Genomic DNA, 16,589 nt, shown 5'->3' with positions numbered 1-16,589 from the left:
TCATATTACGGCAAATTTAATAGTAAAATGAATAGAAGGAGGTCCACCTGTGGGTAGACATGGTACGATTGCAGGTAGAAAATCTGCACAGGATGCAAGAAGAGCAGCGATGTTCACGAAGTATACAAGACAGATTATTGTCGCAGCAAAGGATGGTGGCGACCCTGAGTTTAACTCATCACTTAGAGTTGCAATAGATAAGGCAAAAGCTATAGGCATGCCTAATGATAATATTAATAGAGCTATCAAGAAAGGTACTGGTGAGTTAGCAGGCGAATCGTATGAGGAACTGTTATTTGAAGGTTACGGTCCATCTGGTGTCGCTGTGATTGTTGAAGCTCTAACTGATAATAAAAATAGAACAGCTGCATTTGTAAGATCGACATTTGATAAAAATGGTGGAAATCTCGGCACTCCAGGATGCGTATCTTATATGTTTTCTAGAAAAGGTGTTATATTCATCGAGAAGACTGACAGTCTTGACGAGGATACAGTTATGATGGAAGCACTTGAAGCAGGAGCTGAGGATATGATTGTTAATCAGGATAACTTCGAAGTAAGAACAGAAGCTACTGATTATCATTCAGTCCTTGAGGCACTCAAGGCAGCAGGATATGAAATTGCTGAATCCGAAGTAGAGTTTATACCATCAATGGAATCAAAGGTTGATGATGAGTCTGCGATAAAGGCTCTTCATAAGCTAATCGATACACTTGATGATAATGATGATGTGCAGAGAGTTTCTTATAACTGTGACCTGCCTGATATGGAATAAAATCTTAAACGGATAGTGGTTAAATCACTATTCGTTTTTTATTTCAAGTATTGAATTTAAATTTTATGATAATATAATCAAATTATAAGTTCTGGGATATGCGTTGTGTGTCATTAATTGAACCTACACTTCTTGCACGGGATTCCGAGTTCGCTTATAGGCGATATGCTAAGCTGGTATACCAGAGACTTAGAAATTACTGAATAGCGACAGGAAGTACCCACCTTATCAATCGATAGGGCGTCAATTAAGAGCATGACGGTATTTCGGATCTTTTCTAAAAAAGACGAGCCTCATCGTATGATGAGGCTTTAATTTTGTTTAATTAAAGCCCGTTACATGCTATAATATATTGAATTGATATAAATTAAATCGTTCATGTTGTTTTGTCGTGTATGAAGGTAAGAATATAAGCGAAAGGTATCAGAGAATGGGCTTTAAGAGAATTGACGTAAGGGATATTAATGGCTTTAAACTAGGCAATGCTGAAAATCAAAGTGCAGGCACTGGTTGTACCGTCATTATATCTGAGAATGGTGCTGTAGCTGGAGTTGATGTAAGGGGCGGTGGTCCTGCCACTCGCGAGACGGACCTTCTAAAATCAGAAAATACTGTTCAGGCTGTTAACGCAGTGGTTTTGAGCGGTGGAAGCGCTTTTGGTCTTGAGGCAGGGTCGGGAGTAATGAAATACCTCGAAGAAAAAGGGATTGGCTTCAAGGTAGGGGAACGCAATGTTCCTATAGTTACTCAAGCTTCTCTTTATGACTTAGATGTTGGCTCGGGCGATGTCAGGCCTGATTTAAATATGGGGGCACAGGCGTGCATAAATGCATATGAAGGAATTTTTGATCACGGAAATCATGGCGCTGGAACAGGTGCATCTGTAGGCAAATTCTATGGTATGGATAGAGCGATGAAATCCGCACTTGGAACTTTTGCTTGCTCTGATGATGTTCTTGAAGTCGGTGCAATAACTGCTGTCAATGCCTTTGGAGATGTTTATAACGGCAATAATAATATAATTGCAGGACTTTTAAGTAAAGATAAGGAATACATTAAAGGCTCTATTTCAGTGATGAAGAATCATGTGCATGGAGAAGGCGGACCGGAAGCACCAGACATTCGTGACCCATTTAAAAATGATGAAATAGTTGTTACAAACGAAGTAGATGATGATGGAGACGTTAACACAGAAATTGACGAATTATCTATTAAACATGATATAACTGATCAACAATATTCAGCAGATATACAAACTGCCAAAACTTCAGATTATGAAGCTGTTAGCGAAGAAATTGAAGCTAATAAAGAAGACAGTAGGTCAGAGATTGATGAAATCGAGTCTAAAATCGAAGAACTTCGTGCAGAGCTTGAGAGTAATGCTGAACACCATGACACGTTGTTCAAAGAAGACAGTGTACAGGGTGAACCTGATCATGAACCAATCCCCGTTGAAGAGATGGGATACGATGTTCCTTTTAACACGACGTTATCGTGCTTAATCACTAATGCCAAACTAACTAAAACTCAAGCTAATAAGCTAGCTTCAATTTTGCACGATGGTTTTGCGCGGGCTATAAAACCAGTTCACGGGACTCTTGACGGTGATGCAATATTTGTAATGACAACAAATCAAGTAGAAGTTAATTTCGATGCTTTTGCAGCACTTGCAACAGATATTCTTCAGTATAGTGTAATTGATGGTGCGCTTGCGGCAACTGATGCTTATGGACTTAAGGCATCGCGTTCAATCATCGGCAAATAAACTTGATTAAATAATGAGAGGTAATCGTTCGTGAGACTTGTAATTATCGACGGCAATAGTTTGCTTTTTAGGGCTTACTTTGCTATGAGACCAATGATGACAAAAGAAGGGGTGTACACACATGGTGTGTACGCCTTTATCAATATGCTTAATAAAATCTTAGGTGATTATACGCCTGACTACATTGCTGTTTGTTTTGACATGAAGGCTAAGACGTTTAGACATAAACAATATGAGGAATATAAAGCAGGGAGACAGCAGACACCGATTGAACTTCTGTCACAGATTCCTCTCATGCATGATGTACTAGATGCTATGAATATTTCTGTATTTGAAAAGGAAACATACGAAGCAGATGACTTGATAGGTACGATTACAACTGAAGCTTCGAGAAGAGGTATAGAGTCCATCATAATTACGGGTGACAAAGATGAACTTCAGCTAATTGATAAGAATACTAAGGTCGTAATCAACAGGAAGGGTATGACCGAATTTGATATATATGATGAAGCTGCGATGATAGATCGATATTCGTTGACTCCAAAGCAGTTTATTGATCTAAAAGGTCTAATGGGAGACAAATCCGATAATATTCCTGGTGTTCCTGGAATTGGTGAAAAGAAAGGAATCGCTCTTCTTAAGGAATACGGTTCAGTTGAAGGTGTTCTAGAGAACGCTGATAAGATTAAAGGTAAGCTTGGTGAAAATGTTAGGGCTAATAAAGAAATGGCAACGCTTTCAAAGTCGCTTGCTACCATTAGACGCGATGTGCCACTTGATTACGAATTTGATGATTTAAAATTTGTTAAGCCTAACTATGATGAACTCCTGAGCATATATAGAAGTCTTGAATTTAATAGTCTGATAAAAAAATTAGATTCATCTGAACATGAAGCAGTAACAGAATTTAAGAAATCAGGTGCTAATATATATGATGAATATTCTGAATATAAGCCTGTAGATCCTTCAAAATTCTATAATAGAGTAAGTTCAGGAAGTGATGTCGTTATAACGTTTAAAGGAGATAATAACCACTCGAGCATGCCTATGCTTGATAGTGTTTCGCTCTTGTCGGCTGAAGAGAAGATTATTACTAAAATTGAACTATCACCGCTTAACGTTTCTTCGGCTATTGAAACGCTTATAAGTAGAGGATATGAGTATATCTGCTATGACATCAAACCATTTATATATACGTTGCTTAAATATAATATAAATGGTTTACGAATAAAACATGATACATTTGTCGCAGAATATCTTTTAGATCCGAATAGAAGCAGATATTCCTTAGATAAAATGCTCGTTAAGTATACTGATTTTACCTTTGATGAATCAACTGATGACTCCGTTCATTTGTTATATATATTAAAAGTATATGAAGGTCAGAAAAAAGGAATAGATGAGAATGGGCTCACCACGGTATATGAAGAATGTGAACTTCCACTTATTGAAACTATGGCAGCTATGGAATCTATTGGCATGAAGGTAAATAGGTCTGTGCTAGAATCTGTTGGAATAGAGCTCGATGCAAAAATAACTGATTTGGAAAATTCAATTTATGAAAAAGCAGGACAGTCATTCAATATTAAATCGCCTAAACAACTGGGTATGGTATTATTTGAAGATATGGGAATTCCTTATCCTGGTCGTAGTAAAAAGAAGACTGGATACTCTACATCGGTAGATGTTTTAGAGAAGCTGAGAGACGATCAGCCTATCGTTAATGATATTCTGGAGTATAGAAAGGCCACTAAGCTAAAAAGCACATACATAGAAGGCCTTATTGCTCTTATAGCTGACGATGGCAGAATTCATCCGCATTTTAACCAAACTGTTGCAGCTACAGGTCGTATCAGCTGCACTGAACCTAATCTACAAAATATTCCAATCCGTGATGAATATGGTCGTTATATTAGAAAAGCTTTCGTGACCAGTGACGAAAATCACACATTCATAGGTGCTGATTATTCACAGATTGAACTGAGAATATTAGCGGCGCTGAGTGGCGATGAATCTCTGATAAATGCTTTTAACAACAACGAAGATATTCACCGCATAACTGCTTCAAGGGTATTTAATGTACCACTAGATCAAGTTACACCGCTTGACAGATCTAGAGCAAAGGCGGTAAATTTCGGTGTTATTTATGGAATGAGCGGATTCGGGTTAAGTGAAGAGCTCATGATTTCTAGAGCTGAAGCTCAGCGTTATATTGATGATTACTTTTTAAAGCATAAGTCTGTCAAAGCTTATCTTGATGAACAGATTAAAATAGGTGAGCGTGACTACGCTGTAAAGACAATAATGGGTCGCATTAGGCAGATTCCTGAATTTGCTTCACGTAAATATATGGATCGTCAGTTCGCAAATAGATTGGCAATGAATACACCTATTCAAGGAAGTGCGGCTGACATAATCAAATTGGCAATGAACAGTGTATATCTCGAGCTTAAGGATAGAAACTTAAAATCAAAACTGGTTCTTCAAATTCACGATGAATTAATTATTGAAGCGGTTAATGACGAGCTCGAAATAGTCAAAGAATTGTTAAGACGTAATATGGAAAATGCCTTTGAACTTAAGGTTAAGCTGGTGTGTGATATGCATACTGGTAGCACTTGGTATGATTTAAAATAGGGGCTTCATCATATGTTAAGGATTGCCATTACAGGGGGAATTGGTTCGGGAAAAACCGCCGTTACTAATTACCTGGAATATCTAGGGTTTACTGTCGTAGATGCCGATGTGATATCGCGTGAGATGACAGGTCCAGGAGGATGTGCGATTGAACGCATTGCCGAGGTGTTTGGACCCGATATTGCTTCAATTGAAAATGGGCTATCACGTGAATATATTCGCACTCTTATATTTAGTAACAATGAAATGAAACAAAAATTTGAGGACATAGTTACTAAATCTGTTATCAAGACTATTAATCGCATTTTAAAAGGCTATGAACTATCAGGAAAGAGCGCTGTTTTCGTTGCGGCACCACTTCTATTTGAATATGATATGCAAGATGATTTTGATGCAGTTTGGTTAGTCGTAGCAGATGAAACTAAAAGAATAGCAAGGGTGGCTGAACGAGATGGGCTTGATGCAGAAATGATTACCAAAATAATTGATTCGCAGTTAAGTGATGAAGAAAAATCTCTACTTGCATCTGATATCATAGAGAATAATTCGACGGTAGATCATTTGAAAGATGCTGTTAATGTGCTTTTAGATAAATATAAACTAGGGACATAATTGAGGGATAGTAATATTTGTGATAAAATTATATGTCTTAAATTATGTGAGGTAGAGTTATGAGTGCAAATTTTCTTTATAAACTTAGGGTACTTTCGGGAGCGAGATTCTCAAAATTAAATGATGTAACTACTGAAATTAATAGAAGATGTGGAAAAAGTAAATCTAGTATTATAAGAGATATATATCACTGCTACAGACGATTCGGTAGTGGATATTACGATTACATAACTTATCATTTTTATGAATTAGATGATAAAATGCGTGATACGTACATGACGCGTATGCGTAGCAAAAAATTAATCACTTTTCTAAACAATCCTGAAAAAGCAAAGATTTTTGATAATAAAAACAAGTTCGATGAAGTATTTGAAGAATTTATCGATAGAGATTTTCTTGATGCACTTAACTGTGATCTTGATGAGGCAACACGCTTTTACAATGAAAACGAAGTTGGGTTTGGTAAAATGCTTGATCTCTCATGCGGAAAGGGCGCCGAGATTATCAGAATGTCAGACTTCGAAAATGCTGAGGCATTCTATGACTATATAAAAGAAAAGGGATTCGGAGTTGTTGAGGAGTATCTAATAAATCACGATAAGATTCGCGAAGTATATGAACCTGCACTTAATACAATGCGTATGATTACAATTATAGGCGATGACAACGAACCACATTTATTTTTTGCCGCTCAGAAATTTGGCGTAAATGGTCGTTTTATCGATGTTCACGGTATTCACGCTCCAATAGATTTGGAAACAGGGATTGTTCATTTCCCTTTTCACAGCGGAAATACCGATACTGATTTGATATATACAAAACACCCTGATACTGGCTATGATTTAACAAATTATGAGGTACCTATGTTCAAGGAAGCTAAAGAAATGATTCTGCGAGCAGCAATGAAGGTTCCCGAGATGAGATATGTAGGATGGGATGTTGCTGTTACCAATAAAGGACCTAAAATTGTTGAAGGAAATGATTACACTGCATATGACTACATGCAGCTTCCATATCAGAATCCTAGTAGAATCGGTGTTATTCCTGATATTTTAAAGCTTGTCCCTAGCTTCAAGGATGAACTATACAAATAATTCGCACTTAAGCTTGTATGCTAATGGAGAAAGGTTGGCACGAATAAATGGGTAAATTGCGCTTTTTCTGCGCTCTCTTAATTGCAAAGCTATCTATTATTGCGCTTAAGATTACTGGGCATAATGGCACTAACTTTCCCGGTATAGTAGCTATTAGAATATGTCCTAATTTTCTTGAGTATATTGAGCTACCTGATAAGATAATCGGAATTACTGGAACTAATGGCAAAACTACATGTTCTAATCTACTTAATGACGCCCTTACTTTTTTAGGAGAGAAGGTACTTAATAATTCCGCTGGTTCTAATACAATCACTGGTATTACAACGTCACTCATAAATAGTGTAAGTTTGGCTGGAAAACAGAGCTATGACATAGCAGTCTTTGAAATAGACGAGCTATCTTCTAGAAGAATATTCCCATTTATACATATAGATTATCTCGTGGTTACTAATTTGTCGCGTGATTCTATAATGAGAAATGGACATCCAGAATACATGAGGTCAATTCTTGAAGCTAACATTGACAAATCTACAAGACTCATTTTAAATGCAGATGATCTTATATCTTCACTGATGTGTCCTGACAATAGCAAGGTCTATTTTGGCATTGAATCACTTGATAGCGACAAAAATTGCTGTACGAATCTTATTGACGACTGCCCGATTTGTCCAGTATGCAATTCGAAATTGAAGTATACAAAGAACAGATACAGCAATATAGGTAGGGCATATTGTCCAAATTGTAATTTCAAATCATTTACTGCTGATTATTTAGCAACAGATGTAAATATCGATTCCATGACGATGAACGTGTTCCTAGAAGGTGAGAACTGCAGATTTCACCTGTTTAATAATGGAATTTTCAATATTTATAATGAGTTAACGCTTATAGCGACTCTGAGTGAATTAAACTATAAAGTGGATGAAATTAAAGAAGCTGTAGGAAGCGTTCATATAACAAAAGAAAGACTGAATGAATTTGAAGCTGGTGGAATTAAATTAAGTTCTGTTCTTTGTAAGGATAGAAATGCATATGCGAGCTCAAGAGTGTTTGAATACATCGAAGCACAGCCTGGAGATAAGGAACTTCTTTTATTCAACAATAACTTCCAAGACGATGCCACATGGTCAGAAAATATGTGCTGGCTTTATGATGCGGATTTTGAGCTACTCGCAGATGACAGAATTAAAACTGTAGTTACTACAGGGTCTAGAGGATTAGATTTTAAATTAAGACTGCTTTCAGCTGGAGTTAAAGAAGAAAAAATTAAATATGTAATAGATCCTCTTGACTGCGTAAAAGAGTTAAAGTTTAAAGAAGGGGAAACCATATTCTTGCTTTATGGAACTGATCCGCTTTCACCAGCACGAAAAGTCAGAAAAATTCTAGAAGAACATCTAAATAGGATTGATAAAAACGAGAAGGTGTAGTAAATGATTATCGAAATGCTTTATCCAGAGCTCAGTAATTTATATGGAGACTCAGCCAATATTAAGTATCTTAAGGATTCTTTTCCAGAGATTGAAATAATAGAAACAAATATTGGTGAGCGTCCCACTTTTTTAAACAAGGGTAAAGTCGATCTTGTATACAGAGGAACTATGACTGAACGCGGTCAGCAGCTTTTTATAGATAATGCATCAATGTATGTCGACGAAATGAAAGATGCTATAGAGCAAGGGCAGCGTTTTTTAGTTACTGGCAATGCTGTTGAGGTTTTTGGTAAATATATAATCGATAAGACAGGGGAAAAGATTGACTGTCTTAAAATTTTCAATTATCACACTGAGAGAGATATTCTAGCCAAACGTTTTAATTCACTCTATGTCGGCATGTATAATGATATTAAGATAGTTGGATTTAAAAGCCAATTTGGTCATAGTTTCTATGATGATGAAATTGAACCACTTTTTGATACCATTAGAGGCCCTGGGTTTAACAGTAAAGAAACACGTGAGGGTATTCATTATAAAAATTTTATGGGCACGTATTTACTTGGTCCCTTACTGATTCTCAATCCCGATTTTACAATTGATTTTGCTAATGAAATTGGCATGTCTGAATTTAAGCCTGCATTTTACGATACAGCTAAAGCTGCTTACGAGATTAGGCTTAAGCAGTACACAGATGATAAGACAGGTTTTTATTACTAGTATATTAAAACTTAATTTGGACAGGTACATAGTCTAATTAAATTTCTCTTGTTCATTTGATTGTTATCATTGATTAATTTAAAAGTTTTTTTATATTTTACTTGCAATTAAAGCGATTATTTTGTATATTTAAATAGTCGTGTGGCTGTGGCGGAATGGCAGACGCGCATGCTTGAGGGGCATGTGGGAGACCGTGCTGGTTCGAGTCCAGTCAGCCACACCATTTTTTTTACAAAAAAATAAGAATTTTGCCGGCGTGGTGGAATTGGCAGACGCGCGGGATTCAAAATCCCGTGGTAGTAATACCGTATGGGTTCGACCCCCATCGCCGGCACCAGTTTAATTTTAATTTATTACCATAACGAAAATATGGAGGTTCAGAGATGAAGACAGGTTTATACAATATCGTCTTAATACTGGTATTTATACCGCTTATCTACTTTATGCTTATTAGACCACAGAGAAAGCGTGACAAAGAAGTTACTAGCATGAGAGCTGCTCTTAAGCCTGGTGATAATATAGTCACAATTGGTGGTATTGTCGGAAAAATTGTAAGAATTAAGGATGATAGAATTCTTATCGAAACTGGTTCAGGCAAGACTAAAATGGAAATTGTTAAATCTGCTGTAGGTAGCGTTGTTGGCAAACAGGAATCTGACAAAAAGGAAGATAAACAGCCCGAAGAAAAAGCTGAACCTGCAGAAGAGTCACATGTTAACAGATCCAAGAAGGTTACTCCAAAGAAGCTTGGAGCTAAAAAAGCTGATAGCAAGGAAGACACTGAAAAGGATGCAGAATAATTACAGTTTAAGGTGTGCATGTTGCACACCTTTTTTATTTGTTTTTTTACTAAAATACTATCTAAATTAACGACAAATAAGGTCGTAAATAACCTTATTTTGAATTATGCTCAAAATAGCTATTTATCAACGGATTTATCACTTGAAGAAAACACCTATATAATGTAAAATATCTTGAAGTATTAATTAATAATTGGGGACTTATGTCCTCATTACATGACAGAGGAAGGGCAATTCATAATTATGAAAACTGGAACAAAAAAGTTTTTAGCAGTATTAGTGACAGCTATTATCATTATTGGATGGGCTATTGCTATTAATGGAGCTGGTCCCATTAAGAGCATTAACAAACAGCTCAAATACGGTCTTGATATTAACGGTGGGGTGTATGTATTACTTCAGGCAGATACGAAAGCAACTGGATCTGATCTCAGTAAACTTATGGATCAGACTAAATCAGTACTCGAAAACCGCGTTAACGCAATGGGTATTTCAGAGGCAACAGTTTCTGTAGAAGGTAATAATAAAGTTCGTGTCGAGATGCCAGGAGTTGATGATGCTGATACTGCCATCAAGCAGATCGGTAAGACTGCACAGCTTAGATTTTTACTCGCTGATGGCACTCAGATTATGAATGGTAATGATATCAAGGATGCATCATTTAGTACAGATTCAAATAATGGTGGATATAAGATTACTATGGACTTCACTTCTGCAGGTTCACAGAAATTTGCAAAGGCGACTGAAAAGACTTCTCAAGGCGCTGTAACTTCAACTCTAAAGAATTCTGATGGTAGTGCGTTTGATGCACAGTCAATCATCATTATGCTTGATAACAAAGTTATTTCTGCACCTACAGCGAAAAGCGTTATAAACAGCAGAAGTTGTGAGATTACTAGACAGGGCGGTTTTTCGAAAGAAGAAGCTTCGCAGACATCATCTCTTATTAGAGGAGGTGCACTCCCTGCATCTCTAACCGAAGTCAATTCTTCTGTTGAAACTGCGACTATTGGAGCAAACGCTCTAGTTAAATCTGTTAAGGCCGGTATAATCGGTCTCGCTATTGTTTTCCTAATTATGCTTGTAGCATATGGATTACTAGGACTCATTGCTGACCTTGCACTATCGCTGTATGTTCTCGTTGTATTGGCAGCTATGGCTGCACTAGGGGCAGTTCTAACCCTTCCTGGTATCGCTGGTATAATTCTCTCAATAGGTATGGCCGTTGACTCAAACGTTATTATATTTACTAGAATCAGAGAGGAAATATCAAAGGGTAAATCTATCAGGGCGGCAGTTGATACAGGATTTAAATCTGCTCTATCAACGGTTGTTGATTCTCAAACCACGACACTGATTGCTTCAATTGTTTTATATCTAATTGGTACTACAGCGGTTAAGGGCTTCGCTCTTACTCTGATGCTCGGTACGATTTGTAGTATTTTCACGGCTGTAATTATTACTCAGTTATACGTTACACTGCTTGCTGATAGCAAAACATTTGGAAAGAACAAATATTTTGGTGTAAATGAGGATGGTACTCCTAGATTTAAACTAAAGCGTCAGTTTGACTTCATCGGAAATCGCAAGAAATTCTATGCTCTTTCACTTAGCGTAATTATCATCGGAATCGCTTGTGCCGGGTTTAAGGGTTTCAACTACGGAATTGACTTTACAGGTGGAACGACTATTCAGCTTGATATGGGTAAGAAAGTTAATATCGAGGAAGTTAAGAAAACGATTGCCAAGCACAAACTAGACCCTCAGATTGTATATGCTGGCGATAAGAATGATCAAATTGTAATTAGAACAATAAAAGCGCTGAAAGCGGATCAGCGACAGGAAGTAATCAATACAATTGATTCAAAGTACAGCTTGAAGAAAGGCGCAGTTCTTTCATCTGAAGAGTTTGGACCAACGGTAGGAAAAGAGCTGAGACATAATGCTGTTAAGTCCGTACTCATAGCAACCTTCTGCATGCTTATATATATAAGATTCAGATTTAAAAACTGGAACTATGGACTTGCTGCTGTTAGCGGACTGGGTCATGACGTATTAGTTACACTATCTATTTACGCAATATTTGGATTTACGATTAACAATCCGTTTATCGCTGGTATATTGACCGTTGTAGGATATTCCATCAATGACACTATCGTAGTGTTTGATAGAATACGTGAGAATACAAAGTTCTACAAGCGTAAAGAGGTTGTGGAACTCATAAATGATAGTATCAATCAGACCCTATCGAGATCGATCATGACATCGCTTACAACTATCGTTGTTATGATTCCTCTGTTCTTCCTGGTTTCATCAGAAATTAGACAGTTCTTGATACCATTAATTATTGGTGTATCGGTAGGAACATATTCATCAATATTCTTATGCAGCCCACTCCTTTATGAGTCGATGCGTAAGCAGAATATGTCAAAGTACGCAAAACGCATAGAGCAAAACGAAAAGCAGCGCAGGAGGATCGAGCGCGCTAAACGAGAGAATGACGGTATAATTAAATAAAAATATATATATTAAACCTAATGGAGGCATCAATTTGCAGTCAGAAGCTGTAGTTATGACAACTGAAGAATTTATAGCTAAGCTTGAAAGTCTTAACCACAAGTATAATTCACCGCTTGTGGTTAAGGCATTTGAAATAGCTAATAATCTGCATAAAGGTCAGCTTAGGAAAAGCGGGGAACCGTACATAATTCATCCTATTGCTGTCAGCTTTATATTGGCTAATTTTGGCATGGATACAGAAACAATCGTTGCTGGACTGATGCATGATGTCGTCGAAGACACTCCATATACTCGCGAACAATTAGTCGAAGATTTTGGTGAAGAAATTGCACTTCTAGTCGATGGTGTTACCAAACTTGGCAATATCAAATACGATTCAAAAGAAGAGCTTCAAGCTGAGAATTTTCGAAAGATGTTCCTTGCTATGTCGAAAGACATTAGAGTGCTAATCATTAAGCTTGCCGATAGACTTCATAATATGAGAACTTTAGAATATATGCCGACAAAAAAGCGTGAGGAGAAGGCTCTAGAAACACTTGAGATCTATGCTCCACTTGCCGGAAGACTCGGTATATACAGTATTAAATTTGAGTTAGAAGACTTAGCTCTAATGTATCTTCATCCAAACGAATATAAGGAGCTATCTAGCAAAGTAAGTCAGAGACGAGAGCGCAGGGAAAGCGTTGTTCAGCGATTAATATCCGAAATTAAAGAAGGACTGGATAATGCACATATTGAATGCGAAGTAATGGGGCGCTCTAAGCACCTATATAGCATTTATAAGAAAATGGTAATACAGAAGAAGCAGTTAGATGAAATTTTTGATTTAACTGCTATCAGAATCATCGTCGATAATGTTAAAGATTGTTATGCTGCTCTGGGGCTTGTCCATACTAAATGGACTCCTATTCCTGGTAGGTTTAAAGATTACATTGCAATGCCAAAACCAAATATGTATCAATCGATACACACAACCGTCCTAGATGATAATGGGAATCCATTCGAAATTCAGATTAGGACTAAGGAGATGCATCGCATTGCAGAATACGGTATCGCTGCTCACTGGAAATACAAAGAAGGAAAGGCTGTCGGTACCGAAGATGAAGATGAAAAGAAATTAGCGTGGCTAAGGCAGGCTCTCGAATGGCAAAAGGAAACTGATGACTCGCTAGAATTTCTTGAGACTTTAAAAGTTGACTTATTTGATCATCAGGTATTTGTTTTTACACCGCATGGTGATGTTGTTGAACTTCCTGCGGAGTCTACGCCTATCGATTTTGCATTTAAAATCCATACAGATGTAGGCGTAAGGTGCGTTGGTGCTAAAGTTAACGGAAAGATGGTCACTATTGACCATAAGCTTAACACTGGTGATATCGTAGAAATTATCACTTCAGCGAACTCTGCTGGCCCTAGCATGGATTGGCTTAATATCGCAAAGAGCTCTCAGGCAAAAAATAAGATTAGAAATTGGTTACGCAAAGCTGATAAGACTAATATAGTTGAAAAAGGTAAGAATAATATCACTAACTATATTAGAAAAAAAGGGTATGATCCTGCACTTGTTGCAAAAAATTCTTACCTACTTAAGGCTGTTAAAGATTTAGGTATGAGTAACATAAATGAGTTATACTCCTCTATTTCTGGAGGAGGAGCAGCTCAGGTAAGACTTGGTCAAAGGCTTATCGATTACTATATCGAAGATACACATAAAGAAGAAAAAAAAGCTGAAGAAATAATAAAAAAGAAACCAATAAAGCATGAATCTAATTCTGGGACACCTGGAATTACTGTTAAAGGGTCTGATAATCTTCTTATTAAAGTTGCTCGGTGCTGTAATCCTGTACCTGGTGATGACATCATCGGCTTTATCACAAAAGGTAGGGGAATTACTGTTCACAGAAAAGACTGCACTAATATACTTAGCTTACCGAATGATGAGAAGGGAAGACTTATTCAGGTAGAATGGGAAACTCCTAAACTCGGTCAGACATACTATGCGGATGTCCTTGTTTCTGGGCAGGATAGAAAAGGGCTGTTTAGTGATATATCAAAGGTTTGCGAAGATTTAGATATAAAGCTTTCTGGAGTTAATATGAGACCAGCCGAAGACAACAATATTACATGTACACTAACGGTATCAATATCAGATACACATCAGATGCAACGACTTTTAATAGCGCTTCGTAATGTTCCAGGTATTTCAGAGGTATATAGGGCTAGATCATAATGAGTATAAATGTTAAACGAATTGAATGTGCTCCAATAGGAGAGAACACATATGTAGTAAAGGATGATGCTACAGGGCTTTGTGCAGTAATTGACCCAGGCTGTCACAATGACTCTATCGATTTTTTTATCGGAGGAGAGAATAAGTTAAGTTATATTATTCTGACTCATGCACATTGGGATCATATAATTGCCCTTAATGAATATAAGAGCAATTATCCTAATGCAAAGCTGATTGTAAATTTTGATGAGCATGAGATGATAACCGATTCGTCAATCAATGGAACTAAGCAATACACGAATGAAGATATCGCCTTAGAAGCTGATATCTACATTGCTGATAACGAAGAACTTATGCTTGGAAACACAACCCTCAAGTTTATCACCACACCAGGTCATACTAAAGGGGGTATGTGCATACTTGCAGATGGCAATCTGTTCAGTGGTGATACTTTGTTTTTCAAGAGCGTTGGAAGAACAGATTTATATGGTGGAAATTGGGGGCATCTCAAGGAATCAATTCAGAACAAGCTCTTTAAACTAGATGGTAAGACGATTGTATATCCAGGTCATGGACCATCCACAACTATTGAATTAGAGATGAGGGAAAATCCTTTTGTATAGATTGTATGTTAATGGAATATATAACGAACATCACTACTCGGAGTTAGCTCGAGAGTTTTTTGCTGACGATGAATATGAGGTTATACCAATTAATATAGAAAATGCAGACAATTTAGCACTTGGTGATTACAGTCTGATTTTTAACGCTGATTTGAGACAAGATAGAGATTGTATAAAACGCGATATATTTAGAACACTATCTGAAATTACTGGCAAATCCCCTGATTGGGGAACTCTGACAGGTGTTAAACCTCTCAAGCCTGCGATGAATCTCTATCTAGAAGGATACGATTTTTCCGAAGTTGAAAAGGGCTTATCTGATATATATATGGTTTCAGATGGCAAAAGAAAACTTATAGATGAGATTCTAAGATACCAGATTGAAAATGTGCCAGTTGCTGACTGCAACAAATGGTCAATATACACTAGCATTCCATTTTGCCCTAGCATCTGCTCATATTGTTCATTTGGTTCTGAGCTTGCTAGAGATAAGTCAATTCTCAGATATCTTCCGGAGCTTAAAAAGGAAATAACTGAATGCGGCAGGCTCTTTAGAGGATCTGGCAAGAACATTGAAAGTGTATATTTTGGTGGCGGCACACCAACTTCTCTAAATGCTATCGAACTTGTTTCTTTATTTAATTCGATAGAGCACTCATTTGACATTAAACTGAGAGATATAGAAACAACAGTTGAAGCTGGTAGACCAGATACGATAGATAAATATAGATTAAACGCAATAAAGCAATCTGGCGTAAAACGCATCAGCATAAATCCTCAATCAATGAATGATGAAACACTTAAGAAAATCGGAAGATCTCATTCAAGTGATGACATAAGAAATGCATTCAAGCTTGCTCGTGAATATGAATTTGAGGTTATAAATTCCGATGTTATAGCTGGTCTTCCAGATGAAACAGCTGATGATATCGAAAACACTATTGAGAAGTTAATAGATATAGGTGCTAATAACATTACCGTGCATACATTATCTGTAAAACGAGGCTCTAAACTCAAACAAGAAGATCCCGATTATCATCTGAGAGGGGTAAGAGAGGTAGAGACGATGTTAGACAAAGCGTCTACTATACTTCATGCAGCTGGTTTTGTACCTTATTACGTATATAGGCAGAAGCATCAGATGGGATCATTTGAAAACACCGGTTGGTGTATCCCGGGTCTACATTCTTTGTATAACATAAGAATCATGGAAGAGATGCAGACAATTATTGGGCTCGGCGCAGGAGCGATTGGAAAGCGTTATTTTCCATCAGAAAACCGATTAGAACGCATACCTAATATAAACGACTATAGAATGTACGTAGAACGGATTGATAACATTATTGCTAGAAAGCATAAATATTTTGATTAAGAGTA

12 protein-coding genes, 2 tRNA genes and 1 other RNA gene are annotated in these 16,589 nt (G+C 37.1%); all 15 read left to right on the top strand.

The window, feature by feature from the left end:
* The first annotated feature begins 49 nt into the window (after positions 1-49).
* The 15 genes from Q7O90_RS01475 to hemZ all read left to right on the top strand — a co-directional run bounded on the left by Q7O90_RS01475 (position 50) and on the right by hemZ (position 16,584).
* Entirely contained in the window at positions 50-775 is a 726-nt protein-coding gene (locus tag Q7O90_RS01475; RefSeq protein ID WP_304126581.1) for a YebC/PmpR family DNA-binding transcriptional regulator, read from the top strand.
* A gap of 85 nt (positions 776-860) precedes the next feature.
* A non-coding RNA gene (gene ssrS, locus Q7O90_RS01470) (6S RNA) lies at positions 861-1,052 on the top strand.
* Positions 1,053-1,205: 153 nt separating this feature from the next.
* On the top strand, positions 1,206-2,540 hold the full coding sequence (locus Q7O90_RS01465; RefSeq protein ID WP_304126578.1) for a P1 family peptidase: 1,335 nt from the start codon (positions 1,206-1,208) through the stop codon (positions 2,538-2,540).
* Between the two features lie 30 nt (positions 2,541-2,570).
* Entirely contained in the window at positions 2,571-5,177 is a 2,607-nt protein-coding gene (gene polA / locus Q7O90_RS01460; RefSeq protein ID WP_304126575.1) for a DNA polymerase I, read from the top strand.
* Positions 5,178-5,189: 12 nt separating this feature from the next.
* Positions 5,190-5,789, top strand: coding sequence for a dephospho-CoA kinase (gene coaE / locus Q7O90_RS01455; protein WP_304126572.1), 600 nt, complete (start codon positions 5,190-5,192; stop codon positions 5,787-5,789).
* Between the two features lie 59 nt (positions 5,790-5,848).
* On the top strand, positions 5,849-6,883 hold the full coding sequence (locus Q7O90_RS01450; RefSeq protein WP_304126569.1) for a sugar-transfer associated ATP-grasp domain-containing protein: 1,035 nt from the start codon (positions 5,849-5,851) through the stop codon (positions 6,881-6,883).
* 47 nt (positions 6,884-6,930) lie between these two features.
* Positions 6,931-8,316: a Mur ligase family protein gene (locus Q7O90_RS01445; protein ID WP_304126565.1), complete on the top strand. Its 1,386-nt coding sequence runs from the start codon at positions 6,931-6,933 to the stop codon at positions 8,314-8,316.
* Between the two features lie 3 nt (positions 8,317-8,319).
* Complete coding sequence (locus tag Q7O90_RS01440; RefSeq protein ID WP_304126561.1) at positions 8,320-9,039, top strand: hypothetical protein; 720 nt, start codon at positions 8,320-8,322, stop codon at positions 9,037-9,039.
* 141 nt (positions 9,040-9,180) lie between these two features.
* Positions 9,181-9,262 (top strand) — tRNA-Leu (locus Q7O90_RS01435).
* 27 nt (positions 9,263-9,289) lie between these two features.
* Positions 9,290-9,376, top strand: a tRNA-Leu gene (locus Q7O90_RS01430).
* Positions 9,377-9,422: 46 nt separating this feature from the next.
* Positions 9,423-9,839, top strand: a complete 417-nt coding sequence (gene yajC, locus Q7O90_RS01425) for a preprotein translocase subunit YajC (RefSeq protein WP_304126558.1) — start codon at positions 9,423-9,425, stop codon at positions 9,837-9,839.
* A 243-nt stretch (positions 9,840-10,082) separates the two neighbouring features.
* The gene (gene secD / locus Q7O90_RS01420) at positions 10,083-12,356 is read left to right on the top strand and encodes a protein translocase subunit SecD (protein ID WP_304126555.1); all 2,274 of its coding nucleotides are present in this window, start codon (positions 10,083-10,085) and stop codon (positions 12,354-12,356) included.
* A gap of 55 nt (positions 12,357-12,411) precedes the next feature.
* On the top strand, positions 12,412-14,589 hold the full coding sequence (locus Q7O90_RS01415) for a RelA/SpoT family protein (protein WP_304126650.1): 2,178 nt from the start codon (positions 12,412-12,414) through the stop codon (positions 14,587-14,589).
* Positions 14,589-15,212: an MBL fold metallo-hydrolase gene (locus Q7O90_RS01410; RefSeq protein WP_304126552.1), complete on the top strand. Its 624-nt coding sequence runs from the start codon at positions 14,589-14,591 to the stop codon at positions 15,210-15,212. The genes Q7O90_RS01415 and Q7O90_RS01410 overlap by 1 nt, the downstream gene beginning before the upstream one ends.
* Complete coding sequence (gene hemZ, locus Q7O90_RS01405; protein WP_304126549.1) at positions 15,205-16,584, top strand: coproporphyrinogen dehydrogenase HemZ; 1,380 nt, start codon at positions 15,205-15,207, stop codon at positions 16,582-16,584. The genes Q7O90_RS01410 and hemZ overlap by 8 nt, the downstream gene beginning before the upstream one ends.
* Positions 16,585-16,589 lie beyond the last annotated feature (5 nt).

Source organism: Mogibacterium diversum, from assembly GCF_938028775.1.
GTDB classification, from domain to species: Bacteria; Bacillota; Clostridia; order Peptostreptococcales; family Anaerovoracaceae; genus Mogibacterium; species Mogibacterium diversum_A.
The sequence above is the reverse complement of the archived record's forward strand: the minus strand, read 5'-3'. Positions and strand labels throughout refer to the sequence as shown.